Annotated in this window: 20 protein-coding genes; 11 read left to right on the top strand and 9 right to left on the bottom strand. The window is 59.6% G+C overall.

What is annotated here, in order from left to right:
* The first annotated feature begins 171 nt into the window (after nt 1-171).
* The 3 genes from G5S37_RS24855 to G5S37_RS24845 all read left to right on the top strand — a co-directional run bounded on the left by G5S37_RS24855 (nt 172) and on the right by G5S37_RS24845 (nt 5,670).
* Entirely contained in the window at nt 172-3,261 is a 3,090-nt protein-coding gene (locus tag G5S37_RS24855) for an inverse autotransporter beta domain-containing protein (RefSeq protein WP_165207672.1), read from the top strand.
* 109 nt (nt 3,262-3,370) lie between these two features.
* On the top strand, nt 3,371-5,044 hold the full coding sequence (locus tag G5S37_RS24850) for a HAMP domain-containing sensor histidine kinase (protein ID WP_165207670.1): 1,674 nt from the start codon (nt 3,371-3,373) through the stop codon (nt 5,042-5,044).
* A complete protein-coding gene (locus G5S37_RS24845; RefSeq protein WP_165207668.1) occupies nt 5,041-5,670 on the top strand; it encodes a response regulator transcription factor in 630 nt (209 codons plus the stop codon). Before G5S37_RS24850 ends, G5S37_RS24845 begins: the two co-directional genes overlap by 4 nt.
* A 107-nt stretch (nt 5,671-5,777) precedes the next feature.
* Here G5S37_RS24845 and G5S37_RS24840 read toward each other — a convergent pair whose 3' ends face one another.
* Nucleotides 5,778-6,548 carry a GDSL-type esterase/lipase family protein gene (locus tag G5S37_RS24840; protein WP_165207666.1) on the bottom strand — a complete coding sequence of 257 codons (771 nt, stop codon included), beginning with the start codon at nt 6,546-6,548 and terminating at the stop codon, nt 5,778-5,780.
* A gap of 46 nt (nt 6,549-6,594) precedes the next feature.
* On the opposite strand from G5S37_RS24840, the gene G5S37_RS24835 reads away from it, so the two are divergent.
* From G5S37_RS24835 to G5S37_RS24825, 3 genes are all read left to right on the top strand, one after another.
* The gene (locus tag G5S37_RS24835) at nt 6,595-7,338 is read left to right on the top strand and encodes a hypothetical protein (protein WP_165207664.1); all 744 of its coding nucleotides are present in this window, start codon (nt 6,595-6,597) and stop codon (nt 7,336-7,338) included.
* Between the two features lie 127 nt (nt 7,339-7,465).
* The gene (locus tag G5S37_RS24830) at nt 7,466-10,525 is read left to right on the top strand and encodes a PSD1 and planctomycete cytochrome C domain-containing protein (protein ID WP_206026131.1); all 3,060 of its coding nucleotides are present in this window, start codon (nt 7,466-7,468) and stop codon (nt 10,523-10,525) included.
* A 3-nt stretch (nt 10,526-10,528) separates the two neighbouring features.
* A complete protein-coding gene (locus tag G5S37_RS24825; RefSeq protein WP_165207662.1) occupies nt 10,529-11,977 on the top strand; it encodes a DUF1501 domain-containing protein in 1,449 nt (482 codons plus the stop codon).
* A gap of 85 nt (nt 11,978-12,062) precedes the next feature.
* Here the strand turns inward: G5S37_RS24825 and G5S37_RS24820 are convergent, their stop codons facing one another.
* The 5 genes from G5S37_RS24820 to cobA all read right to left on the bottom strand — a co-directional run bounded on the left by G5S37_RS24820 (nt 12,063) and on the right by cobA (nt 15,945).
* Nucleotides 12,063-12,617 carry a DUF1579 domain-containing protein gene (locus tag G5S37_RS24820; RefSeq protein ID WP_165207660.1) on the bottom strand — a complete coding sequence of 185 codons (555 nt, stop codon included), beginning with the start codon at nt 12,615-12,617 and terminating at the stop codon, nt 12,063-12,065.
* Nucleotides 12,618-12,691: 74 nt separating this feature from the next.
* Nucleotides 12,692-13,069 carry a DUF1428 domain-containing protein gene (locus G5S37_RS24815; protein WP_165207658.1) on the bottom strand — a complete coding sequence of 126 codons (378 nt, stop codon included), beginning with the start codon at nt 13,067-13,069 and terminating at the stop codon, nt 12,692-12,694.
* Between the two features lie 131 nt (nt 13,070-13,200).
* Nucleotides 13,201-13,374 carry a hypothetical protein gene (locus G5S37_RS24810; protein ID WP_165207656.1) on the bottom strand — a complete coding sequence of 58 codons (174 nt, stop codon included), beginning with the start codon at nt 13,372-13,374 and terminating at the stop codon, nt 13,201-13,203.
* Between the two features lie 39 nt (nt 13,375-13,413).
* Nucleotides 13,414-14,244, bottom strand: a complete 831-nt coding sequence (locus G5S37_RS24805) for a DUF899 domain-containing protein (protein ID WP_165207654.1) — start codon at nt 14,242-14,244, stop codon at nt 13,414-13,416.
* 174 nt (nt 14,245-14,418) lie between these two features.
* Nucleotides 14,419-15,945: a uroporphyrinogen-III C-methyltransferase gene (gene cobA / locus G5S37_RS24800; protein ID WP_165207652.1), complete on the bottom strand. Its 1,527-nt coding sequence runs from the start codon at nt 15,943-15,945 to the stop codon at nt 14,419-14,421.
* Between the two features lie 137 nt (nt 15,946-16,082).
* Here cobA and G5S37_RS24795 point away from each other — a divergent pair, with 137 nt between their 5' ends.
* Nucleotides 16,083-16,694, top strand: coding sequence for a transposase (locus tag G5S37_RS24795; RefSeq protein ID WP_165207650.1), 612 nt, complete (start codon nt 16,083-16,085; stop codon nt 16,692-16,694).
* A 65-nt stretch (nt 16,695-16,759) separates the two neighbouring features.
* Here the strand turns inward: G5S37_RS24795 and hemC are convergent, their stop codons facing one another.
* The 3 genes from hemC to ccsA are packed head-to-tail and all read right to left on the bottom strand — an operon-like array spanning nt 16,760 to nt 19,646.
* A complete protein-coding gene (hemC, locus tag G5S37_RS24790) occupies nt 16,760-17,710 on the bottom strand; it encodes a hydroxymethylbilane synthase (RefSeq protein WP_165207648.1) in 951 nt (316 codons plus the stop codon).
* Entirely contained in the window at nt 17,707-18,801 is a 1,095-nt protein-coding gene (hemA, locus tag G5S37_RS24785; protein ID WP_165207646.1) for a glutamyl-tRNA reductase, read from the bottom strand. The genes hemC and hemA overlap by 4 nt, the downstream gene beginning before the upstream one ends.
* 53 nt (nt 18,802-18,854) lie before the next feature.
* The gene (ccsA, locus tag G5S37_RS24780; RefSeq protein ID WP_165207644.1) at nt 18,855-19,646 is read right to left on the bottom strand and encodes a cytochrome c biogenesis protein CcsA; all 792 of its coding nucleotides are present in this window, start codon (nt 19,644-19,646) and stop codon (nt 18,855-18,857) included.
* Between the two features lie 140 nt (nt 19,647-19,786).
* Between ccsA and G5S37_RS24775 the strand changes: the two genes are divergently transcribed.
* From G5S37_RS24775 to G5S37_RS24760, 4 genes are all read left to right on the top strand, one after another.
* On the top strand, nt 19,787-20,320 hold the full coding sequence (locus G5S37_RS24775; protein WP_165207634.1) for an adenine phosphoribosyltransferase: 534 nt from the start codon (nt 19,787-19,789) through the stop codon (nt 20,318-20,320).
* 58 nt (nt 20,321-20,378) lie between these two features.
* Nucleotides 20,379-23,147 carry a [protein-PII] uridylyltransferase gene (gene glnD, locus G5S37_RS24770; RefSeq protein WP_165207632.1) on the top strand — a complete coding sequence of 923 codons (2,769 nt, stop codon included), beginning with the start codon at nt 20,379-20,381 and terminating at the stop codon, nt 23,145-23,147.
* Between the two features lie 378 nt (nt 23,148-23,525).
* On the top strand, nt 23,526-25,502 hold the full coding sequence (locus G5S37_RS24765) for a TonB-dependent siderophore receptor (RefSeq protein WP_165207630.1): 1,977 nt from the start codon (nt 23,526-23,528) through the stop codon (nt 25,500-25,502).
* Nucleotides 25,503-25,616: 114 nt separating this feature from the next.
* Nucleotides 25,617-26,021 (top strand): thiol-disulfide oxidoreductase DCC family protein, encoded by a 405-nt coding sequence (locus tag G5S37_RS24760; protein ID WP_240914707.1) that lies wholly within the window; start codon nt 25,617-25,619, stop codon nt 26,019-26,021.
* The last annotated feature ends 6 nt before the right edge of the window (nt 26,022-26,027 follow it).

Genomic DNA, 26,027 nt, shown 5'->3' with positions numbered 1-26,027 from the left:
GCATTCTCGCTTCGATGCCGCTGCTGGCAACTGGGGATTGAGCCCGTGATGGATGGTCGTACGTCAAAAGTCGTACGGGAATACGGGCTCGTACGCCGGTGGGCGTATGGTGAAAAACAAGGGCGCGTGGGAGGGTCGCCGGAACTGAACCGGCACCTAGCCCTACCCATCATGAAATTCACCCACGCCGTTATCATGGCCGCCTGCAGCCTTGTCCTTCCCGCACTTGCAGGTCCAGTGGAAAAGAATCCCGCAATCACCCCACAGCCGATCCACGAACCGTGGACGCTGCCCCTCCTCGGCACCGGCGTGAAATCCAATGACGTCTACACGGACGGACACATTTTTCTGAATGTGCCCCTGTGGAGCACCATCGGCACAGATGGCACCCTTGGAGGCAGCTACCTGTTCATCGAGCCGTACACCAGCGTGGGTGAAGGTGGTGAGTCTGCCTCGTCGATGGGCATCGGCTTCCGCCATCTCTTCAATGACCAGCCCATCTCAGCGCTCACGGAGCGAGGTCGGGCAGCATTCCTGGAGGAGGGCTGGTACCTCGGCGGCAGTCTGTTCATCGATATGCTCAGGACCGAGCATCGCAATGAATTCTGGCAACTCGGGTTCGGCGCCGAGGTTGACTCGCGCTATCTGGAACTGCGAGGCAACTACTACCTGCCACTGGAAAGTGGACGCAAGGGGGCCGGCAGTCAGATTGATCGCCAGACATTTTCATCCAGCAGCACGAGGAGGAATACGCATCTGAGCAGCGCTGGTGATCCTTTCGCCACGGGAAACCTGATCGCGCAGGACGCTACCTACACCACAACGGCCACCACTACGATCCGCACGACCACGCTTACACGTACCACTCAGTTTTATGAACGAGGCATGGAAGGTTGGGACATCGAGGCGGGCTTTCTCGTTCCTGGGTTGGACGAATATATGGACGTGAAGATCATCGGCGGCTACGCCAGCATGGAGAATCAACCCTTCGGCCCGCAGGAGCGTGGCACTGGTCCTATTCGCGGATGGCGCGCCGGTCTTGAAGTGCGTCCCGTGCCTGCGGTGGTGCTGACTGGTTTGTGGCACGAGAATGAGGCCTTCACCGGCAGCGACTGGAGTGCCGGAATCGAGTTACAGATCCCGCTCGATCGCACGTGGAAGGATGCTTTCAAACCCCGTCGCCGCCATCTAGTGGAGCGCATGGCAGAGCCGGTGCATCGGCAGAATGCGGCCATCCGGCTCTCTCATAGCGCGGAGACCAAGACGAAATCCGAGACGAAAGTAAAGCGTGTGACCAAGGTCGTGGCGCAGAGTTCCCAACGGATTGTGCTGGAAGATGACATCATTTTTGTGAACAACGGAGCACCCGTGGGTAACGGCATCCAGGCGGGCAATGACGCCACCGGAAACGGCACGGCGGAGGCGCCCATGAGCACCGTGCAGGCCGGTGCGAACATCGCTCAAGGAAACAGCAACGGCTCAGGTCGCGTGTGGAATGTGTACACCCAGGGAACAGCCGGCGGCTACACGGAGGACGTGACCACGAATGTGGGCAGCGTGAACTTCATCGGCAGCGGTCAGGCCATTACCGCTCCATCAGGAAAGAGGTTTGGCAGTGGCCCCGCCCCACGCGTGCAGGGTGCGTTCTGGGCGGAGGACATTCCCTTCTTTGGCATGGCAGGCTACCACGTGGACCAGAGTGTGGGCTCCGGGATTCGTGCCATCAATGTTTCGGAAGTGGAGATCCGCAGCAACCGGTTCACGAACACCTCCAATGCCAGTGTGTGGGTGGCCGCGAATGGGACCGGTGAAAGTACTGCTTTGATAGCCAACAACCGTTTCAGCGGTGCGGAATTCCACGCGGCGCTCGTGACCAGCAACGATACTGCGAGCATGGAGGCCACCGTGGTGAACAATATCATCACCGGAGGGGAGAATGGCATCGGCGCCCTTGCCTTTGACGATTCCACCATGCGCTGCACCGCCATCGGCAATCGCATTACGGGTGTGGCTGAACATGGCATCAACTTGCAGATGGGCGACACCAGGATGGATGCCTTTGTGCATCAAAACCTCGTGGAAGGGGCAGGGTTTAATGCCATGAGAATTCACGGGCAGGGTGACGGCTATTCAGAGATATGGGCGGATGACAATACCTTCCGCGCTCCGGTCCTGCACGGTATCCACGTCTTTCTGGAAGATCAGTATGAACTGTTCGCCAACTTTGAGCGCAACACCTTCAATCAACCGGGGCTCAATGGCGTGCGGGTGGAACTCACGGGAGGCAACGAGGTCCATGTCAATGTGTATGACAGTATCTTCAACGGATCCGGGCAGCACCAGATCAATGCCACGAATGATGGGAGCGGCAATCTGTCGATGAACATTCATGACAACACGTTCCGAAACGCTGCGGACACAGCGATCAGGGTGGAGTTCAACAATATCACCATCCTGGGCATGTCCATCCGGCGCAATTCGATCACCGGCCCGGGTGCTCATGGGATTCACGTTTTCGGGGAGAATGGCTTCAATGTGCATGCCACCATCGTGGACAACCGCATTTCAAATACCGGAGCTTCTGGCAATGGCATCTATGTGGCGGGAACTGGCAACATGCCCTTTGAGGCCACGGTCACAGGAAACGTGATCGCGCAGGTGCAGGATGGAGTGCGTCTCGAAGTGGCTGACACGGTGGAGATGGAAGCTACGGTGGAAAATAACATCATCGCGGGTGCGACGGGGTCGGGCATCCATCTCGAGGCGAGGGAACTTCTCTTGGGCCCTGCTTTGCTGACGGCAAACGTGCTGAACAACCAGGTGCTGCAGTCTCCGGGTGACGGCATCTCCCTCATCAACCACGACAACAACACCCTGACGACCACCATCGGTGGAAACACGCTCTCCGGTATCACAGGACGGGGCATTTATGCGCAGGGGAATAACACCAGTTCCACCAACGTGGCCGTCACTGGAAACACCATCTCCAATATCCGCCTTCAAGCGTTGCATCTCCAGGGTCTGGACACCGCCCTGATGCATATGACCTTTGATGGAAACACTGCCGCGGCAACCGGGTTGGATGGACTTCCGCAGCTTACCATCGAGGAAGCGGCAGGGGTCACGACCTTTAATGGATCGGTGAACAACTTCATTCCTCCCACACCTGCCGCGACCATGACCTTGGATAGCATAGGCAACCCTTCCGGCACGGTCCGCATCAATGGAGCGGATGTACTGCTTCCCGTAGACCTGCCGTGACCTCCCTGTGCACCAACTCACTTCAATCGAGAGATGACATTCGGATGGATGTTGTGATACATGAGGCGTAGCGGAAGTCCGCAGTCATGAGAATGAGAACACCTCTGCCATGATCCATCTGCGCCCCAGCTTTGCGCAGCGAGCCTCGGTTGTACGACCGGTGCGCTTCGTCTGCGCGGCTGTGGTGGTGGTGGCTCTGATAGGGAGTCCGTGGTTTCTTCTACAGGGTCAGGACATGACGACCGTTCCGGAAGTCACTCTTGCAGAGATGCATGCACGCATTGCCAAAGGTGACCAATCCCGGGTGACCACCACCTGCACCGTCCTGTTCTGCTCTGCGCCGGGCTCCTACTACCTGCGTGATGATACCGGCAAGATTCGCGCAGGATACGATGCGAACGTGCGACTGAAGGAGGGTGAGCGTGTGCGCTTCACCGGCATTCCGTTGACCTACCAGCCGGTGCCGCTCTTCCGCACACAGGGCTTGCCTGGCATTCCGTGGTTCAATGTTACTTCGATGGAGAAAGCTGGAAATGGCAGATATCCCGAACCGGTTCCGCTCAGACTGGAGGGCCTCTATAAAGATCGTGCTGAGCACGCGAAGCATGACGGAGAGTATGTGCACGTCACTGGCAGGGTGATGGGCTACCGGGAATTCGCTGGCACCGCCTCGGGACCCGCCTGGGCTGAGCGAGTGAAGCTCGATATCGTCGATGTGGATGTGCAGGGGAAAAACGTGGAGGTCATGTTCCACCCTGGCCTCAACATCCAGGATGCGTTTCCCATCGGCACAGTCGCGAAGTTTGCCGGGGTCTGTCGGATGGGTCAGATGTCCAGCGCAGCCATGGTGGAGCGCGCCTCCGTACATGTACTCGTGCCAGGCATGGAGCATACGCAAGTGCTCAGCTTGCCGCCCTTCTGGACGATACCGAAGAACCAGCAAAATCTGAAACTCGCTGGCATGGCCTTCCTCTTGTGCCTCACAGGTGGCGCTTCCGGATGGTGGCTGCATCGGCGCAGAATGAATGCCGTCCTCGTGGAGAAAAGCCGGGCCGAACTGCAGCGTGCCCTTGAGCGCGAGCAGGAGCTGAACAAGCTGAAGACGCGCTTCGTCTCCATCGTGTCCCACGAGTTCCGCACCCCGCTGGGCATCATTGGATCTTCCGCGGAAATCTTGGAGCACTACGAGGGCAAGCTCACTCCCGAGCAGCGCAAGGAACATCTGCATGCCATCACGGAGAATGTGAAACGTACCGCGCGCATGATGGAGGATGCCCTGGCCCTGAGTCGCATGGACAGCGGGGGCATCACCTTCAATCCGGCCCCGCTGGAGGTGCGTGCCTTCTGCGAACGCCTCTGTGATGAAATGCGCTCCGCCACAGCGAGGAAGAATCCCATCGAACTCGAAGTGGCATTGAACGTGAGCGGCGCTGTCCTGCTGGATGAAGCCCTGCTCCGCCACATGCTGACGAATCTGCTCAGCAATGCCGTGAAATATTCGGAGGAAGGTACCCCGGTGCAGCTTCGGGTGCAGCGGATTGAAAATGGAATCCGCTTCGAGGTGGAGGACCATGGCATCGGCATTCCTGAGTCGGATCGCGATCGCCTGTTTGAAGCCTTCCACCGCGCGGAGAATGTGGGCCACGTCCACGGCACTGGCTTGGGGTTGGTCATCGCGAAACGCTGCTGCGACCTGCATGGTGGTCGCATCTCCTTCCAGACAATCGAAGGGCAGGGCACCACGTTCACCATCACCCTTCCTCAGGCGAACCCCACGACATGAAATCCAGCATCCTGCTCATCGAAGACGAACCCCAGATGCGCTCGAACATGCGCACGGTGTTGGAGCTCGAAGGCTACCATGTGCAAGCCGTGTCCAACGGTCGCCTCGGCATTGAAGCCCTGCGAGCGGACAAGCCGGATCTCGTGCTCTGCGACGTGATGATGCCGGAGCTGGATGGCTACGGCGTGCTCGCCCTCATGCGCAGCAAGAGCGAGACGGTGGACATCCCCTTTATCTTCCTCACGGCGAAAGGCGAGAAGGCGGACGTCCGCACCGGCATGAACAGCGGCGCGGATGACTACCTCGTAAAACCCGTCGGCATCCGCGATCTCATCGACGCAATCGAGTCACGCCTGCGCCGGAAGCGCGAGCAGGTGGTGAATGCCGTGCCTGCTCTTCCCAGTTTCGACTCACCCACTCCCCTTGAGTCGCTGGGCCTCACGCCGAAGGAAGCCGAAGTCCTGCTCTGGATCGCTCAAGGCAAGTCCAACTCTGAAACTGCCATCCTCCTTGGCAGCGCCGAGGCCACGGTGAAGAAACACATGGAGCGCATCTTGCAGAAACTCGACGTGGAGAACCGCGGCGCCGCGGCGCTCATCGCCATCGAGACTTTGACGCGAGCATAACCCCTGAGCCCTGGGAGCGCTGGCCTCCGGCCGGCTGCTTCGTGTTGTAGACCTTGCACCCTGAATACGCTGGTCCCGCATGCGGGACCAGCGCTCCCAGGACCTGATCACCGCGGCAGCACCGGCTTCAGCGCCTCCGCCCAAATGGCATAACCCTTCGCGCCGGGATGCAGGAAGTCCGGCATCACATCTTTCGAGATCGTGCCATCGGCATTCGTGAGCTTCGCGGTGACATCGAGATAGGTCACTCCCTTGGTGGCTTCCATCTTCTTCACGAGACGCTCGTTGATCGCATTCACCTGCACACGGCGGCTGTTGTCCGGCTTCTCACCGCGAGGGAACACTGCCATCACAATCACTTTCGCCGTGGGGAACTTCTCCTGCACACGCTGCACAATCAGGGCGATGCCTTCCACGATTTCGTCCGGGGTGTTTTCACGGGCGTTCTTGGTGCCGGCGAGGTTGTTCGTGCCGATGTGGATCACCACCGCCTTCGGCGAAAGGCCATCCAACTCACCTAGCTCAATGCGCTTCAGCACATTCTGCGTGCGGTCCCAGCCAAAGCCGAGATTGAGCGCGGGATGTTCGCCAAAGAGAGCCTTCCACGCCTCGGCACCGCGATTCCCCTTGGGCTCATTCGGCTGACCGCCCCACAGGTGCGTGATGGAGTCCCCAATGAGCACCACCTCAGGTTTGAGCTGGTCTTTCACGGCCATGGCGGCGGCGTGACGTTCCTCCCACTCGTAGAAATCCTTTTCCAACTTTCCTGCCGGGACGATGGCGGTGTTGGCGGACTGGGCTTTCTCGTCCGCGCGAACGGGCGACGTGCTCAGCAGCACTGCGTAGAAGGGGAGTGTGAGGAAGAAGAGGGCGCGCATGTGCACATCTCACGCTTTACCCCGGCGGATGGCAAGCAGAGATGCAATGTCCACATTCAGACACGTGACAAAGGCACCTGCATGGCGCAAACTCGCCGCCATGTTGCTGAGACTGCTTGCCCCCGCCGTGCTCGTACTTGCCATTTCCAGCGCACCCGCGCTCGACCTGGATGTGAAGGACGTTTTCATGAAGCTGCCGGCTTCCTGCTTCGACGAGTGGCCGGGTGAGGACCCCAAACTTATCAAGGATCCCTCCAATCGGAAGACACTCATCAATACCCCAGGAGAAAAGGTCGAGGAAGTCGGGCGTCGCATGCTGGTGTGGAAGGTCGAGGCGGATACCAAGAATGGCTTCATCAAAATCGACTCGGGCGGCGATGGCGAAGGTGCGATCTTCACCATGGCCCTGTGGAATTGCAAGGACGGCACCAAGCTCGCCGGGGTGGCCATCGAGCAGTGGACGAACGTGGCGAATGACACGAACCACATCTCCTTCTGGAAGGTGGAGGGGGACAAGCTCACCGAAGTCACCAAGGACATCCTCCCAGATCTCGCCCTCACCAGCTTCTACAGCGACAAGCGTCACGACCTCGTGAAGAAGGCGCAGAAGGACGACTTCCGCTGGTGGTGGCACCTGCCGCAGAAGGGCACCACCATTGATCTGACCGCGCCTGCCATTGAGTTGATTGAGGAATATGAACCCCTGGCAAATCCCGACCACGCCTACGAGGGGCGCTGGGATGGCAAGAAATTCACCTGGGTGAAGGTGAAGCCCAAGACCGTCGAGTAGAGGGCATTGAGGGCGTATCTGGCCCTGCTGATGGATCTTCTGGCTCCCGGGACACAAGACTGTTGCTACCCGGGCCGTTTTGATAGGATCAGAATCTGCCCCTGTTGGGGTCGGTTTCTCCTGCTCGATGCCACTTCGCTCATCCACACTCATTCTTGTCATGCTCGGCGCACTCTCCGGAGTGCAGTCGCTGCCTGCGGCAGGTCCTTCGTCTTCGCCTGACTTCACCAACGAGGTACGGCCCATTCTTTCCCGGTACTGCTTCAAGTGCCACGGGCCGGATGAAAAGACACGCAAAGGCGGACTGCGCCTGGATCTGCGAGAGGAAGTCCTGAAGCCCGCGAAGACGGGGGACATCGCGATCGTGCCGCACCAGCCGGACAAGAGCGCTCTGGTGGCGCGCATCGAGACGAATGACCCGGATGAAATCATGCCGCCGCCGGATTCGAAGATGTCGATCACGGCAGAGCAGAAGGACATCCTGAAACGCTGGGTCGCAGGGGGTGCGGAATACAAGCAGCATTGGGCCTTCGTCAAACCGCAGCAGACGACACCGCCGAATCCCGAGCAGGGCGCCGCACTTGCCAATCCCATCGATGCCTTCATTCGCGCCAAACTCAAGGAACAGGGCCTCGCTCCCTCTTCGCCTGCGGATGCGGTGACGCTGGTGCGCAGGCTCTATCTGGATCTCGTTGGTCTGCCGCCGAAGCCCGAAGAGGTGGATGCCTTCGTCGAGGCGGTTGCACGGGATCGCGATGCTGCCATTCGGGCCACTGTGGATGCGTTGCTGGCTTCGCCACAATACGGGGAGCGTTGGGCGCGTCGCTGGCTGGACCTCGCGCGGTATGCAGACACGAATGGCTACGAAAAGGATAGGCCGCGAAGCATCTGGCCCTACCGCGACTGGGTCGTGAAGGCACTGAATGCGGACATGCCGTTTGATGAATTCACCATCGATCAAATCGCTGGAGACATGCTGCCGGGAGCGACCGTGGAGCAGCGGATTGCCACCGGGTTCCATCGCAACACGATGCTGAACGAAGAGGGCGGCATTGACCCTCTGGAGTTCCGTTATCACGCCATGGCAGATCGCGTGGCCACCACCGGCACCACGTGGCTGGGCCTCACGTTGGGCTGCGCGCAGTGCCACACGCACAAGTTCGATCCCGTCACGCACCGCGAGTATTTCCAGATCATGGCCTTCTTGAATAACGCGGATGAGCCGGATCTGGATCTCCCGGCGCAAGAGACTCCGGAAGCAAAGGACCAACGTCAGAAACGCCTTGCGCGACAGGTGGCCGACCTGCCGGCGAAGTGGCCGGCGAAGGACAAGGACACACCCGGAGCACGTCGCGAATTGGCGGAAGCCGCATTCAACACATGGCTGCAGAATATGCGTGGCAACAAGGTGGAGTGGCAGGTGCTTCGCCCCACCGAAATGAAGAGCAACATGCCGCATCTCACCCAGCTTCCCGATGGCTCGGTGCTGGGCTCCGGCGACATCACCAAGAGCGACACGTATGAGCTGAAATTCCGCCCTGTGACCACCGGCATCACGGCCATTCGACTTGAAGCACTGCCCCACCCCAGCCTGCCGGATCGTGGCCCCGGCCTCGCATATTATGAGGGACCCAAGGGCGACTTCTTCATGGGTGAGTTTCAGGTCACCGTGAATGGCAAGCCGGTGAAGATCACGCGTGCGAGTGAGACCTATGCACGGAACAACTTCGGCGGTCCCAATACTCCCGCTGTGTCTGCCATGGCTGCGGTGGATGGTGATCCGCAGACTGGATGGAGCTGCGCCAAGCGTCCGGGTGAAGCGCATGAAGCGGTATTCGTTTTGGAGAAGCCACTCGAAGGCACGGAGGAGATCTCCGTGAAGATGCTCTTCGGCAGGCATTACGCCTGTCCACTCGGTCGCTTCCGCATCTCCGTCACCGCCCATGACAATGGCGCCGAGGCTCGTGGCATTCCTGACAAGTTGGAGCCGCTGCTGACCCTCTCTGATGCCGAGCTCAAACCCGCACAGCGCAATCAGCTTCGCATGCAGTTCCTGATGAATGCCCCCGAGGTGGCGAATGAGGCGGATGCCATTCGTGCTGCGCGTAAACCACCTGCCGCTCCGGCGAGTCTGGTGATGCGTGAGCGCCCGGCTTCCAATCCACGTCCCACCCATCTCTACAACCGCGGCGAATACACCCAGCCGCAAGAGTTGGTGAAAGCGGAGGTGCTTTCGGTGCTGAATCCGCTGCCGAAGGACGCACCACGCAACCGGCTCGCCTTTGCGAAGTGGATCGTGTCTCCCGAGAATCCGATGACGGCGCGCGTCACCGTGAACCGTCAGTGGGAAATTCTCTTTGGGCGAGGCCTGGTGAAGACTTCACAAGACTTCGGCTTCCAGGGAGAAGTGCCGACCCATCCCGAGTTGTTGGATTGGCTCGCGGTGGAGTTCATGAAGCAGAACTGGTCGCTGAAGAAGCTGCATCGTCTCATTGTCACCAGCGCGACTTATCAGCAGTCATCGCAGGTCACGCCTGAACTGCTGGCAAAGGATGCGGAGAACAAGTGGTTGGCCCGTGCCCCGCGTCCGCGCGTGGAGGCGGAGATCGTCCGGGACAGCGTGCTGTACGCGAGCGGCCTGCTTTCGCTGAAAATGGGCGGCCCCGGCGTGTATCCCCCGCAGCCGGATGGCGTGGTGGACATCGCCTATGGTAAGGGGACGTGGGAGGCCAGCAGCGGAGATGATCGCCATCGCCGCTCGCTATATACATTCTTGAAACGCACCGCTCCCTTCGCCATGTCCACCACCTTCGATGCGCCAAGTGGTGAGGCGTGCGTGGCACGCCGTGATGTTTCCAACACCCCACTGCAGGCGCTCACCCTGCTGAATGATGTCTTCATGGTGGAGGCGACGCAGGCGCTTGGGTTACTCACCACACAACAGTCCGGCACGGATGAAGCGCGACTGCAGTTCATGTTCCGCCGCGTGCTGTGCCGCGAGGCGACGACTGATGAAACGTCAGCGTTGATCGCCTACATGGAATCTCAAAGGCAGCGCATCCGGTCTGGTGAGGTGGATGCTGCTGTCATCAACGGAAACAAGGACGCGAAGGACATCGATCGCGCCGCGTGGACCCTGCTGGCCCGCGCCCTCTTCAACCTTGACGAGTTTGTCACGAAAGGCTGAGTCATGCTGAATCGCACCCTTCATCCGCTGCAAGTTTCCCGCCGCCACTTCCTTCAGGAGTGTGGAGTTGGTTTGGGAAAGGTTGCTCTTGCCGGTCTGTTGACGGATACGCTCACCTCTCGTGTCAGTGCGGCCCCTGCACCGGCGTCCACGGATCCGCTGCATCCGTTGAAGCCGCATTTCCCCGGGAAGGCGAAACACGTGATTCACCTGTTCATGGCGGGCGCGCCGTCGCAGCTTGACCTCTTCGACTACAAGCCCGCGTTGGCCAAGCTCGAAGGCAATCCACTGCCACCCTCGGTGATTGGCAACCAACGCTACGCCTTCATCCGGCCGGATGCTGCCGTGCTCGGTCCACAGTTCCGGTTTGCGAAGCACGGCCAGAGCGGCGCGGAATTGTCGGAGGCCATGCCACACCTCGCGAAGATTGTGGATGACATCTGCATCGTCCGCTCGTGCAAGACGGATCAATTCAACCACGCGCCCGCTCAGCTTTTTTTCAATACGGGCTTCTCGCAGCCGGGTCGTCCGTCGCTGGGCTCATGGGCGCTGTATGGCTTGGGTTCGGAAACACAGGACCTGCCTGCCTTTGTGGTGATGAGCACGGGCAGTGGCCTGAGCGGGGGCTCCGCCCTGTGGTCGAGTGGTTTCCTGCCGACGGTGTATACCGGAGTGCGCTTCCGCTCGCAGGGCGATCCCATCCTGAATGTCTCCAGTCCCAACGGCATGGATGCACGGCTGCAGCGGGATACGCTGGACCTCATCGGGAAGATGAACCGCAAGCAGATGGAGACCGTGGGCGATCCGGAAATCAACACGCGCCTGGCGAACTACGAGATGGCCTTCCGCCTGCAAACCAGCGCGCCGGAACTCATGGATCTGAAGAGCGAGAGCAAGGCCACGCTGGAAATGTACGGCTGTGATCCGGATAAGCCATCTTTCGCGCGCGCCTGCTTGCTGTCCCGTCGCATGATCGAGCGCGGTGTGCGCTTCATCAACATCTATCACGAGGGGTGGGATGCTCACTCAGACGTCACCGGAAACACGAAGAAGAATTGCGCTGCCACAGACCAGGCTAGCGCCGCCCTGGTGCGCGACCTGAAGCAGCGCGGTCTGCTGGATGACACGCTCGTAATCTGGGGTGGTGAATTCGGACGCACACCCATGGTGGAGACCAATCCTGCGCTGGGCCGCAGTCTCGGCCGCGACCACCATCCCCAGGCGTATACCATGTGGATGGCTGGTGGCGGCATCAAGCCTGGCCTGACTCACGGCGCGACGGATGAAATGGGCTTCCACATCGTGGAGAACCCGGTGCATGTGCACGACCTCCAGGCCACCATCCTGCATTGCCTCGGCTTCGATCACGAGCGCCTCACCTTTCATCATGCGGGACGTGATTTTCGCCTGACAGATGTGCATGGGCATGTGGTGAGGGATATTCTGGCGTGAGGCCTCTCATCGCAGCATCAATAGAAAACGGAGATGGATGCGAATCCATCTCCGTGTTGGGATGAGGGTTTTGTCGGAAGTCAGCTTACTTCTTCCGCGTGTACTCACCCTTGACGATCAGCAACCACTTGCCGTCATCTTCCTTGATGGATGAGGTGAAGATGCGGTGGTCGGGGCTCTTGAACTCTACAGTTTCACGGAACTCGCGGAGTTTGCCAGGTGTCTTGGGGCACGGGCCGGTTGACTCCAGAGTCAGCTTGTTACCGGCCTCATCGACGGAGCCTTCGTACTGCCACAAGTAGCTGTTCATGCCATCGATCCAGGTGCCGATGTACTTCTTCTTTGCGGGGTCGTATCCGAGGGTGATGACGCTGGACATGGGCATGCCCATCATCTCCGCCTTGCCCTGGCCGATGACCCAGAAGCCGCCGACCATTTGGGCGGTTTCGGAGCCCTTGCAGGTCATGGGCGGCTTTCCGGGTTCCATGTAGACCTCCACGGAGGTGTCCCATTCGCCGACGAACTTTTTGAGCCACTCGTGCTCTTTCACGGGTGGGGGCATCTGGGGCATTTCCGCAGCCTGCAGGCTGGCAGAGGCGAGGAGCGCGCAAGCGAGCGCGGCGAATGTGATCCTTTTCATGAGTTGTGTTTTCACGATGGTGGATGGTGAGATGGTGGTATTTGAAGGAAGGAAGGAAGCGAATGCGGAATGGGTTATTCCTGCACACTCACGACGGACTTGAAGCCGCCGTAGGACATGCGCTTCATGTCGAAGGGCATTGCGCCGGGTTGCATGTAGGGCTCCAGGCGAGGGTCCTTCATGACTTTTGCGGTCACCTGGTCACGGTGCTTGCGTGACTTGTAGCGGATCCAGGAGAAGACCACGGTTTCATTGGGCTTGGCCTTGGTGATCTTTGGGAAGCTGGCGCTGGGGGGCATGCCCTCGATCTGCAGGTCATCGCCCACGCACTCCCAGTATTCGAGCGCGCCATGGTCCTTCCAGACCTTGGAGGCCTTCTTGGCAATTTTCATGTACTCATCGATCTTGTCGGCGGGCACGGGAATGACGAATCCATCAATGTAGCTTGGCATATGTGGGTGCTCCTCTTTGTTGGTTGCGTTGTTTGGGTTTGGCAGAGTCGGTTCGTGTGGTTTCACACGAACCAGGTATTTGGGGGATGAATGGGAAAGTTCCTCGCGCCGCCAGTGACGTGACGAGGGACTCAGTCGCGCAAAGACAACAGTGTGCGGCTTTGCTCCGAGAATTTTGCAAAGATCAGCAGCGGGCATGGTGCCGGGACTTTGTTGCGCTGACCACCCGACAGAGCGGCGGCAAAGATCACTCCGATGGTAAGGTAGCTCACCAGAATGCGTGTGTAGCGGGTTGCCGTATTCATGACCGTCATGGGTTTGATCGATTGTGTGGAGAGGCAGGCTCAACTCTTGGCGGCTTGGCTGGCGCAGCAGGATTCTTTCGTCTCTTCCTCTTCGCCATACTTGTCGTGGTGCTTCGCCCAGAAGTAACCAATGCCATCGAGGTCCGGCATGCCGCCCCATCCTTCGCCGCGTCCATAGGGCGTGAGGTCGAGGAATTGATAGGTGCCCACCAGCGGATCCATGCCTCGACCAAAGGTGGAGTAGGTGTGGAAGATGCGGCCTTCGTCATCGCGAAGGAACACGCTCACACCCGGCTGTTCGCCTTCGAGGTGGTAGTTCTCTTCCTTCTTCTTCAGTGTGGCTTCGTCCTGGAAGTTGTATTCCACAGGAGCCACTTTGGGATCCGCCGTGACATGGAAGTCATAGTTGAAGTCGCTGCCAAAGGACGAGTACCACGGAATGGTCCAGCCCATGCGATTCTTGAAGGGAGCAATCTTCGAAAGCGGAGCGCGCGAGATCAGCGTGATGGTGGTGTCACGCGCATGGAAGTGGGAGAGATGACCAATGTTGTCCGCCATGAAGGAGCATCCCGAGCAGCCTTCGGTATACGGCTCGGTCTTGCCGGGCGGAGGATCGCCGGGCTCGAACATGAAGTGATACACGATGAGCTGATGGCGGCCTTCGAAGAGGTCTGCCAGCTTCACTTTCCCCTTCGGTCCTTCGAAGGTGTAGTCTTTGCCGATTTCCACCATCGGCAGGGTGCGGCGCGCAGCGTTCACCTTGTCGCGCTGTTTCGTCAGTTCCTTCTCCGTGGCGAGCAATGCCTCGCGTGCGGTGAGCCATGCATCACGCGAGACAATTTTCGGAAGCGTAAAGTTCTGGGCATTCATGGCGGCGATTCTGAAAGGTGAGGGTTTGTTTCAGTCGGTCGTTCATAGGCATGACGAACCAGCCTGAGTGCCCAGGACATCTGGACTCACTTTTTTCAGAATCGCGCCAGCGTGCCTCTTTCAGGCACGCTTTGAAGCGCTTTCACATGCACTTTGTTGGCTCAGGACCCGCGCTTACTGCGCATAATGATCCTGAATTGCGCGCACGAGGCCTGGAATCGAATGTTCTTCTGCTTCGATATCGATCTTCAGTCCGTGCTTGGTGAGCGTCTCGGAGGTGATGGGGCCAATGCTGGCAATCTTGATCCCTTCCGGCAGCGTTAATCCCAGATCGAGGAAATGCTCGACCGTGGAGCTACTGGTGAAAGTGATGACATCCGCGCCTTCTTCCTTGAAGCGCACGATGGCTTCGTGGTTCGCATCCTCTGGCACCGTGCGATAGGCGATGGCTTCATCCACGATGGCCCGCATGCCGGTAAGTTCATTGGCAAGGATCTCACGGGTCTGCTCGGCTTTCACCCACAGGACCGTCTGGTTCTCGATCTCCTGTTCCTTGAAGGCCTTCACCAGACCCTCCGCCACGAATTTCTCGGGAAGCAGATCCACCGCGAGGTGGTACTGCTTGATCTTATCCGCCGTGCCGGGTCCGATGGCGGCAATCTTCACTCCGCCGATGCTGCGGGCATCCGAGTAGAGTTTGTAAAAAATATCGAAAAACTTCTCCACGCCGTTCGGACTGGTGAAGACCAGCCAGTCATAGGTGTGCGAGTCCATCACGAGTTGCGCAAAGGCTTTCAGATCCTCCGGCGGCTCAATACGGATGGTGGGGATCTCGATGACGTTCGCCCCGAGTTCGGAGAGCTGCTTGCTCAGCCCGCCTGCTTGCGTGCGCGTGCGGGTGACCACGAAGCGCTTGCCGAAGAGGGGGCGATTTTCAAACCAGTTCAGCTTGTCGCGCTCCAGCACCACGCTGCCGATGACACATACCGCGGGTGCCTTGAAACCTGTGTCGATGATCACCTGGGCAATCGTCGCGAGCGTGCCTTCGATGGTTTGCTGCCTGCCGGTCGTAGCCCAGCGCGTCAGAGCCACCGGCGTGGCCGGCTTCGCGCCGTGTTCGATCAACTTGGCCGCGATATCACCGATGCGCTCCACTCCCATGAGCATGACCTTGGTGCCGTCAGCTTGGGCAATCTTCGCGTAGTCGAGTGAGCTCTCCGGCTTGGTGGGATCCTCGTGGCCGGTGAAGATGGTGACCTGCGAGCAATGCGAGCGATGCGTCACGGGGATGCCTGCATACGCCGGACCTGCGATTGCGGAGGTCACGCCCGGCACGATTTCAAAGGCCACACCGGCGTCTGAGAGTTCCTGTGCTTCTTCCGCGCCGCGGCCGAACAACACGGGGTCGCCGCCCTTCAAGCGCGTGACCACCTTGCCTGCGAGCGCTTTCTCCACGATGAGCTTGTTGATGCCTTCCTGGGAGAGCGTGTGATCCTTGGACTTCTTGCCCACATAGATCTTCTCCGCATCCGGCTTCGCAAAGCGGAGGAAGTCGGCATTGCTCAGGTAGTCATACACCACCACATCCGCGAGTTCGATGCACTCCTTGCCGCGCAGCGTGAGCAGTCCGGGATCGCCCGGGCCCGCGCCTACGAGGTAGCAGATGCCGCGTTTCGAGGATTTGGAGGATGAGGAAGGCATGCGAGGAATTGGCTTGGAACGGGAATCTACTCCATCACTCACGAAAATACGCCCCGCAAGTACGGAACGGTGGCCTTCCTCTCAGGGTGAAATCTTGCAAGGAAATCGATCGTAGCTACTCTCATGGAAAAAATCGCATGACGACGCGTTTCAGTCGTGAACGTCGACCTTTGCCAGATGGTGAAGGCTGGTACTCACGGGGATATCTCCCGCATTTTGACAAGGCAGGACAGGTCCAATCCCTGACCATCCGCCTGGGAGATGCCATGCCCAAGGTGCTCCTCGATCGCTGGCGGCTGGAGCTGGCGAATTTACCTCCGGGCGAGGGAGATTTGGAATGCCGCAAGCGCATCGATGCCTACCTCGACGCTGGCCATGGAGAGTGCTGGCTTAGGCAGCCGCGTGTCGCGACCATGGTGCAAGATGCTCTCCAGTATTTCGATGAAGACCGCTACCGTCTCCTCTCGTGGTGTGTCATGCCCAATCACGTACATTTCGTGCTCGAGCCCTGGGAGCGCTGGCCTCTGGCCGGCGTGTTGCAGTCTCTGAAGAGCTTCACTTCGAAGGAGGCAAACAAGCTCGTACGGCGCCGGGGCCGCTTCTGGCAGCGTGAGTACCATGACCGGTACATTCGCGATGAGGAGCACTACGCCAAGGTGGTGCGCTACATTGAGGAAAACCCGGTGAAGGCGGGTCTGGTGAAGAAGGCGGAGGACTGGCCGTGGAGCAGCGCGGGAAGGCGGAAGTGATAAGGAGAGCGTCGCGCGAGTGGTACGCGAATACGCCGGCCGGAGGCCAGCGCTCCCAGGGCTGCTCAGTGTTTCTGCACCTTGCTCGCCAGTTCGGTCGCGAGGGCGAGTGGATCCGTAGTTGAGCCAACAGCCTCCAGGTCCACGGGTGCGGCCTCGGCATTTTCTTCGGAGAAGACGAGCACGCGCATACGCAGTTCGTTGCCATTCACAAAAGTCCGTGCACCTACAGGAGTTTGGCAGCCGGCACCGAGCAGACGCAGGAATTCACGCTCTGCGAGCACGCTGGCAAAGGTCACCGGTTCATTGATGGCCTGCAGCACTGCATGCGTGGCTTCATCGTTCGCGCGAATCTCGATGCCGATCGCGCCTTGTCCCGCTGCGGGAAGGAAGTCATCGCCGCCGAGAATCGTGGCAGGAATGGTCTGGCCATCCAGTTGCACCGCGTCACCTTTCAACAGACCCAGGCGTTCCAGGCCAGCGCGGGCGAGCAGGATGCCATCGAGCTGCGAAGAGGGGGCGAAAAGCTTCCGCACACGCGTGGGGACGTTGCCACGAATCTCCTCCGTCACCACGTCGGGGCGTCGCCATTTGATCATGCGCTGGCGTCGCACGCTGCTCGTGCCGATCTTGGCCCCGGCAGGGAGAGTGTCCAGGGTATAGCCATCGCGAGTCAGCAGCACGTCTTCCGTATTCGCACGTGGCAGCACGGCGGTGATGGCAAATCCCTTCGCGAGGTCGCTGGGCACGTCCTTCAGGCTGTGCACGGCGAAGTCGATCTCACCCGACTCGAGCGCCATCTCCAGTTCTTTGATGAAGATACCCTTGTCCACATGGGCGACCTCGTTGAACTCGCTGAATCGCAGATCCGGCCGCTTGTCGCCGGAGGTAGCGATGATGCGGCGCTCAATCTTGAGCGTCGGGTGAGCCCGGTTCAGGGCTGCAGTGACCATGTCTGCCTGGCAGAGGGCGAGTTCACTGCCACGCGTGCCGAGGATGAGCGCTTTTTCGTTCAAGGTTCCAGAGACGGGGTTTCGAGATTCAAAGGCGGGGACGGCAGTTTGGTGACGACCACCGGGAGGGGGGGCGAATCTTCGTGATACCCGAACTTCCGCAACTGCTCTTCGATGATTTCCTCGCACTGCACCAGGGCACGCTCGCGGTCACGACGACCTTCATCCGCGATGCCCTTCATCTGGTCCACGTTGTAGAGGTACACGTCCTCAATGTCATGGACGAGGGGATCCACGTCACGCGGCACCGCGATGTCGATGATGAAGAGCGGGCGTCCGTGGCGGCGGCGCATGGTAGGGCCCACCAGTTCCGGGGTCACCACGAAGTGCGGCGCGCTGGTGCTGCTGATGATGATGTCCACATCATGCACGGCGCGTTCCCAGTTTTCGAAGCGCAGGGCTTCACCCTTCATTTCCTTCGCGAGTTCCACCGCGCGCTCGTGGGAGCGGTTGGAGATGATGATGCTCTTCGCCCCACGCGAGAGCAGGCTCTGTGCGCAGGTGCGACTCATCTCACCGGCGCCGATGAGGAGCACGCGGCAATCCTTGAGACTGCCGAAAATCTTTGCCGCCACATCCACGGCCACGCTGCCCACGGAGGTGGAGCCGCGCTGGATGTTCGTCTCATTGCGCACCTGCTTGCCCACGCTGAAGGCGCGCTGGAAGAGCTTGTTCAGCATGCGGCCCGTGGTGCCGGTCTTCAGCGCCGTGTCGTAGGCGCCCTTCACCTGACCGAAGATTTCCGTCTCACCCAGCACCATGGAGTCCAGTCCGCTCACCACGCGGAAGAGGTGCCTTGCCGCGTCCGCTTGGGAGAGCCGGTAGCAACTCAGCGCCTCGCGCTGCGGCTGCGTGAGTCCGAAGTGGGCGACGAGATAGTCAAAGAGGACGTCCAGCGCCTGTTCACCGTCGGCATGCTCGCACGAGGCGAAGAGCTCCACGCGATTGCACGTGGAGAGCACCACGCTTTCCTCAAAGCCCTTGAGCCCCTGGATTTGCAGGGCGGCCTCCGGCTGTTTGCTCTCGGCAAAGGCCAGCCGTTCGCGCAACTCAATGGGAGTCGTGCGATGATTCAGGCCGAGGCAGAGAAGCATGGATGCGGGTGGGGGAGCGGGCGAGACTGAAACTGAGACTAAGGCTGGTGGAGCTAGGCGCGGGAGGAGGTCACGACCCAGAGGGAGAGTACCGGCGCGGCAAATCCGAGGACTGCCAGCCAGGCCGTGTGGCGCGAGCCGAGCGTGTGAAACCACATGAGCAGGAGGATCACCGCGTAAAAGGCCAGGATGCCCCAGCCCACATAGAGCTTCGAGGCGGGAATGGGGTCGACAATCTTGAACGTGAACACCATGGCCACACTCAGCAAGGCCACGCCGAGGGCCACCATGCGCACGACCGCCTTGGAGAGCTTCTGGATGGGAGGAAGCTGGTGGAAGAGGGCATGAATCCGGTGCTGCTTCAGCAGGTAGTCCTGCATGAGGAACATCACCCCCGTCACACACGCCAGGGCGAAGGCCGCGTAGGACATCAGCGCCAGGGAGGCATGCATTTCCAGCCAGGGGTTCACCTTGGACGCCAGCACCTTCGCCGAGGGTGGCGGCATGGGAGATAGTAGCACAAAGGTCTGCAGCGCCGCCAGCAGAGGCGCAGTGAAGACACCCAGCAGCGACAGCCGGTACGCCGTGCCCACTAGGAAATAGAGCAGCACCAGCGACCACCCGATGAAGATATAGATCTCCAGCAGGTTTGTCCGCGGACAGTGCCCGTGCACCTTCACCCGCTCATAGAGGAAGAGCGTCTGGAAGATGAATCCGACCGCCATGGGCACGATGTGCCACCGGCTCTCCCGCCACTGCCCGGCCCGGATGGCCACAATCGCATGCACGAGCCCCGCCACGAAGGCGATCGTGGAGAGGAGCAGATAGAGGCGGGCGGGTTCCATGGGGGACGGACAATCTGGCACAAGGTGAGCCGGGCTGCCAGTCCCTCGGGGATTTTCCCACCCCGACAGACTGGATTTACCGGTCCACACAAATGCTTACGTGCTTGCCAGCGCACTTCGCTCATGCACCATAGCGCCCCATGTCACCTTCTTCCCTTCAACGTCTGCGAGATGCCATCCGTGATGTGCCCGATTTCCCCCAGCCAGGGGTCCTTTTCAAGGACATCACCCCCGTGCTGGCGGACGGCGAACTGCTGAATCTGGCCTTGGACGCCATGGCGGAGGCCTTTGAGGGCCAGCGGGTGGACAAGATTGTGGGCATCGATGCCCGTGGGTTCATCTTCGGCGCCCCCCTGGCCGCCCGGCTCGGCTGCGGCTTCGTCCCCGCCCGGAAGAAGGGGAAACTCCCCTGGCGCACCCGGGGTGTGGAATACGCGCTCGAGTACGGGTCCGCCTGTTTGGAGTTGCATGAGGATGCTTTGCAACCCAATGAAAATGTGATACTTGCAGACGACCTTCTGGCCACAGGTGGCACCGCCGGGGCGGCGCTGACTCTGCTGCAGCAGACGGGCGCCAATGTCTTGGGTTCGGTCTTTTTCATCGAACTGGCTTTTCTCCACGGTCGTGGCAAGTTGGAACCTTTTGGCCCGGTGCAGGCAGTGGTGACCTTTTAGCGGGTCGCTTCTGGCTCCGCCGCCCGCCAGCAGTCTTCCTCGTTCGTTTACCCGGTACATGGCCCAGCTCGTCAAGAAACTCTCCACCCGCGCGCGCGAAGCGCTGGCCAACACCACTGGCAAACCCCGTTCTCCCTCGGAGATCCTCCGGACTTTCAAGCGTTTCCGCAAGATTGAGGAAGCCCGTATCCGCATGATGCACAAGGCGGGTGGCGGCGGTGTGGAGATCTGCGAGATGCGCTCGGACTTCATCGACGTTCTGCTGAAGCACCTGTGGAACGAGATCCTGCTCCGGGAGGACGCCACGGACGCACGGAACCTGAAGATCAGCCTCGTGGCCACCGGCGGCTATGGACGCCGCCACATGAATCCCCAAAGCGATGTGGACCTGCTCTTCCTGCTCAGTGGGAATGGGGCCAAGATCCCGCCGGGTGTGGCCCCATTCATCACGGCGTACATCACCACGATGTTCGACCTGCGTCTGCTCGTGGGGGACAAGTCCACCCGCACCGTGGGAGACACCCTGTCGCTGGCCAATGAGAAGAATGATGTGAAGACGGCGCTCATTGAGGCGCGTCTCGTCGCGGGAAATGAAGAGCCCTTCGAAGAGCTCAAACGCCGCTATGACAAGGAGTGTATGGACGGGAAGGAGACGCAGTTCCTCCTGCTCCGGCAGCAGGATCTGCTCGCGCGTCATGCCAAGTATGAGGGCACGCCCTCGGTGCAGGAGCCGAATGTGAAGAACGGCTGCGGTGGCCTGCGTGACTATCACAATGCCCTGTGGATGTCCTACGCGAAGCACCGCACCACCAACCTGCGTGACCTGGTGAAGCTGGGTGTCTTTCCGCTCAATGCCGTGCGTGACATGGAGCGCGCGTATGACTTCATCCTGCGCGTGCGTAATGAGCTGCACTACATCGAAGGTCGCGAGAGCGATCTCCTCACCCTGCGGCTCCAGGGCGTGGTGGCCACGAATCTGGAGTACCCGCAGAAGAAGATCCTGCAGCGCATCGAGTACTTCATGCGCGACTACTACACCCACAGCGGCTGCCTGCTTCACCGCGGCAATGAACTGATGGATCGCTTCCACCTTCAGGCACTCGCGGAGGAGAAACCCAGCCTCGTCGCCCGTCTACTGCGCCGCACGGAGAAGCCCGTCGAGCGCTTCGATGGCTTCATCAGCCGGGATGAACGCATCCACCCACAGGAAGATGACATCTTCAAGGAGGATCCGCCGCGGCTCATGCGCCTCTTTGTGCATACGCAGCAACGCCATCTGCGCCTGAGCCCCGAGCTTTTCCAGCTGGTGCAAAAGAACTGGGCGCTCATCAATCGCGTCTTCCGGTACAACAAGGCCGTGCGCGAAAGCTTTGAGGCTATTCTCAGCCAGAAGGGGGATGTGGCCCGTGTGCTCCGCCAGATGCACCGGGTGGGCTTTCTCGGCCGCTACCTGCCTGAGTTCGGCGCGCTGACGAATCTGGTGCAGCATGAGTTTTTCCATCGCTATCCCGCGGATGAACACACACTGCGCACCATCGACAAGCTGGATGAACTCGCCGGCACGCCGAAACCGGGCATGGAGTTCTTCCAGCGGCTTTTCCATGAGGTGCAGGATCCCTTCATCCTGTATCTCGCGCTGATCCTTCATGACTCTGGTCGTGCGGAAAACACCGAGACGCACTCCGATGCGAGCGCCCTGCTGGCCGACCGCGTGTGCCGCCGTCTGCAGATCAAGGGTTCACGCCGCAGGCTGCTGATGTTCCTCATCGATCATCACCTCACGCTCTACCGCACCGCGACCACGAAGAATCTGGATGACCCCAAGGTCATCGGAGAGTTCGCGGCGATTGTGCGGAACAAGCAGCAGCTCGATACCCTGCTGGTCATGACGCATGCGGACTCCCGTGGCACCAGTGACAAGAGCTGGAATTCGTGGAAGGAGAGCCTGCTGCTGCACTTGTATCACAGCACCATCCGCTATCTCGACGACCCTTCCGACTACGTGCGGAGCGTCAGCGCGCCTCTTCAGGAACTGCAGGGCGAGGTGCATCGCAAGCTCGACTCCACCTACGATCTGGAAATCGCCGCGCACTTCGAGAAGATGCCGCGCAGCTATTTCAATTTCCGCAGCGCGGACACCATTGTGCAGCACCTCCAGGTGTACCGGCAGTTCTTTGAGAAACTGGTGACGGGCAAGCCGGGAGACAGCCTGCTGCCGGAGCTGTTCTGGATCGATCATCCCGAGCAGGGTTGCAGCGAATTGATCGTGGTCTCCTGGGACCGGCACCTGCTGCTCGCGCGTGTGGCCGGTGCGCTCGCCGCGCAGGGCATCACCATTCTCGCCGCGGACCTTTACCAGCGGCAAGATGACACAGTGCTGGACATCTTCCGCGTTTGCCGCACGGACTTCACACCCGTCAGCAACGACCGCACCAAGGCCCGCATCAAGTCCAGCATTGAGGAGGCCTTTGAAACGCACACCTTCGACTTCAGCGGTGCCATCGCGGAAGTGCGCAGACCCTTCAAGGGGTTGGAGGAAATGGCTGCGGAGGTGCCGCAGCGCGTGCATTTCAATCACCTCATCAGCCCCGACTACACCGTCATTGAACTGCAGGCGCTGGACCGCATCGGCTTGCTTTATGATGTCTTCCGCCACATCGGACAGGCAGGCTTGAACATCTGCCACGCTCGAATCAATACGGAGAAGGGGGTCGCGCTCGACTCCATCTACGTGCAGGACAAGGCGGGCAAAAAGGTGACGGACAAGGCGATGCTCGATGCGCTCAAGGTGAAGCTGGAAGAGGCGGTCTTCACGAACGGACACTGAGCCCTGTTATTGATGATTTTCTGATTGGTGATTGATGATTTGGCGGGCGTCCTCATCGAATCAAAAATCATCAATTGGAACCTGGGTTCTGGGACATTTTCAGCCAGCCTTGAGTTTCATCGAGGAGCCGGAATCGCATGTCCGCAGCTTCACGTTTCGCCCGGCCTTGCGCGACCTAACCTGACGTTGCCAGTCTCTTGATCCTGAAATGCACTCATGTATTGAGACTGAAACCCAATCTTAATAATGTTGCGACGGACTTTCAAACATCACTCCAAGGCCGCTAGGGGCATCCCGTACATCTTCAGCCTTGTCTGCCTCGCGCCTCTCTCGGGGGTGCGAGCACAGGAAGCTTCCCCACAGGGAACAAATGTAGTCTTGGACCCCGTCACGGTAGTTGCCGACAGACCGACCACCGTGGATCTGACCGAGGATATTTTCACCGCCGGGCTGAAGGGCAGCGCTTCTCTGCTGGAGACCCCACAATCCATTTCCGTGATCCCCCGGGGCATGATGGACCTCCGTAACAACAAGCAAACGGCCGAAGCCCTCCGCTACAGCGCTGGCATCACCACAGATACCTATGGCTTTGATCCACGAGGCTATGAATGGATTAACATCCGTGGGTTCGACAGCTTCAACAGCCAGTATCTGGATGGCATGCGGCTCTACAACTATGAAGTGGTGGAGACTTTCGGGCTTGAGCGCATCGAATTGCTGAGAGGTCCGAGTTCCGTGCTGTTTGGGCAATCGACACCCGGTGGTTTGATCAACAATGTCAGCAAGAAGCCCGTGGACACCCGATTTGGCCAGGTCGGCGTGGAGGTGGGAACTGGAGAGTCTTACGAAGGCACCCTCGATTTTGGAAATGTTCTGCTTGGTGAAGACACGCTTTCCTACCGGCTCACGAGTCTGTACCGAAACACCGAGGAAGATCCCAATGGCAATGAAGTAAACAGTGAGCGCATCTTTGTGGCCCCGGCCGTGACGTGGAAACCCACGGAGGACACCACATTGACGGTGCTCAGCAGTTATCAGCGGTGGGAGAGCGCCCAGGTCCCCGAGTATTTCAAGGGACCGCAGGGTTTTGTGAAGACGAACAATCTGCGCTGGGACAGCGAGCTGAGCGAGATCTGGCGTGTAGGATACCAGTTCGAACAAAAGCTGGGTGAGCAGGTCACCTTCCGCCAGAATGCGCGTTACTCCCACTACGATTCCGCATCACGTTACTTCTACATCAACGATCTAATTTCAGCCACGGAGCTGGATATGATCGCGGCAGACTACAAGGTGGCAAGCCGGGCTTGGACCATCGACAACCAGGTCGAGTGGCGGATTCAAAGTGGTTCCATCAAGCACACCTTGCTGGCAGGGCTCGACTACGGCTACGCCACCGCGGAGTCCCGTGAATTCGATGGTCCGGCGCCGACCCTGGACTTGATCAATCCCGTGTTTAATCCTCCGTTCTCGGAGCCGGATATCCTTGTCTCGAGGCTCGATCAGACCGTGGAGCAGTTGGGTATCTACGCGCAGGATCACGTGAAGATTGGCGACCACCTGGTGGTTGTCGGAAGTATCCGCCATGACTGGGCGACCACCGAGACGGAGGAACATACAGGGGGTGGGTACAAGGATGAACAGGATGACAAGGCATTCAGCTACCGCCTTGGCACGGTCTATCTGCTGGACAATGGCCTGGCTCCGTATGCCAGCTTCTCCACCTCCTTCTTTCCCAATTCCGGTGTGGATGCGCAAGGCACAGCCTTCGATCCCACGGAAAGCACCCAGTACGAAGTGGGTCTCAAGTATGCGCCGAAGGACTTCCGCGGCGGGGTTACTCTTTCCGCGTTCCACCTCACGCAGGACAACGTTCTCACCACTGACCCCAGAAATCAGGCGTACCAGAAAGCGAATGGGGAATGGACTTCCAAGGGAATCGAGCTGGAAGGAAATGTGGGGCTGACGGAACAGATCACCGTGCTCGGCAGCCTGACCTTGATGGATATTGAGATCACCAAGAGCAACGATGGTGACGAAGGCAAGACGCCTGGACAAACTCCAGAAAAAGCGGCCTCCGGTTGGGTGACGTATTCCTTCACCGATGGAGCGCTGAAGGGCCTGACTCTCGGCAGCGGCATTCGCTACACCGGCTCGAACTATCAGGACACCAGCAACACGGCCAAGAACGACGAACTCATCGCCGTGGACCTGGTCGCCCAGTATGTGCGCGGCCCCTGGACCGTGGCGCTCAATGTGGACAACGTCGCGGATGAAACCAGCTACAGCAGCGACGGGATCGGTTACTACGAGAGTGCTGGCCGCACCGTGCGTCTTTCGCTGTCTTACAGGTGGTGACTTTCGTGAGTGGATCTTGTTCCGCCGCAAGGGGGCGGAACAAGCTTGGAAACTGCCTTCAGAAATCACCTATGAAAGCGCTGCGCTGGGCGTATCCATGGTGAACGGAGACCTTTGAATTCCACCCCACCCATCATCCTCTTCGACGGCGTCTGCAATCTCTGCGCCTGGGCGGTGCGTTTCATTATTGAGCGGGATCCGCGAGGTTTGTTCCGGTTTGCTTCGCTGCAGTCACCCACTGGGCAAGCGTTGATGTTGGAACACCGGCTGGATCCGACTCGGCTCGACAGTTTCGTTCTGGTGGAAAATGGCAGGGCCTTCCGTGAAAGCACTGCCGCCTTGCGAGTCGCGCGCCATTTGGCCGGAGCATGGCCGCTCTTCTATGGCGCCATCGTCCTGCCACGATTCGTGCGGGATCCGATCTACAAGTTCATCGCCAGGAACCGCTATCGCTGGTTCGGGAAGAAGGATACTTGCATGATCCCCACACCGGAGCTGCGGGCGCGGTTTTTGGATTAGGGGTGA

The sequence above is a fragment of the Roseimicrobium sp. ORNL1 genome (genome assembly GCF_011044495.1).
Taxonomy (GTDB): Bacteria; Verrucomicrobiota; Verrucomicrobiia; order Verrucomicrobiales; family Verrucomicrobiaceae; genus Roseimicrobium.
Note: the sequence above shows the minus strand (reverse complement) of the source record. Positions and strands in the feature narration are given on the sequence as shown.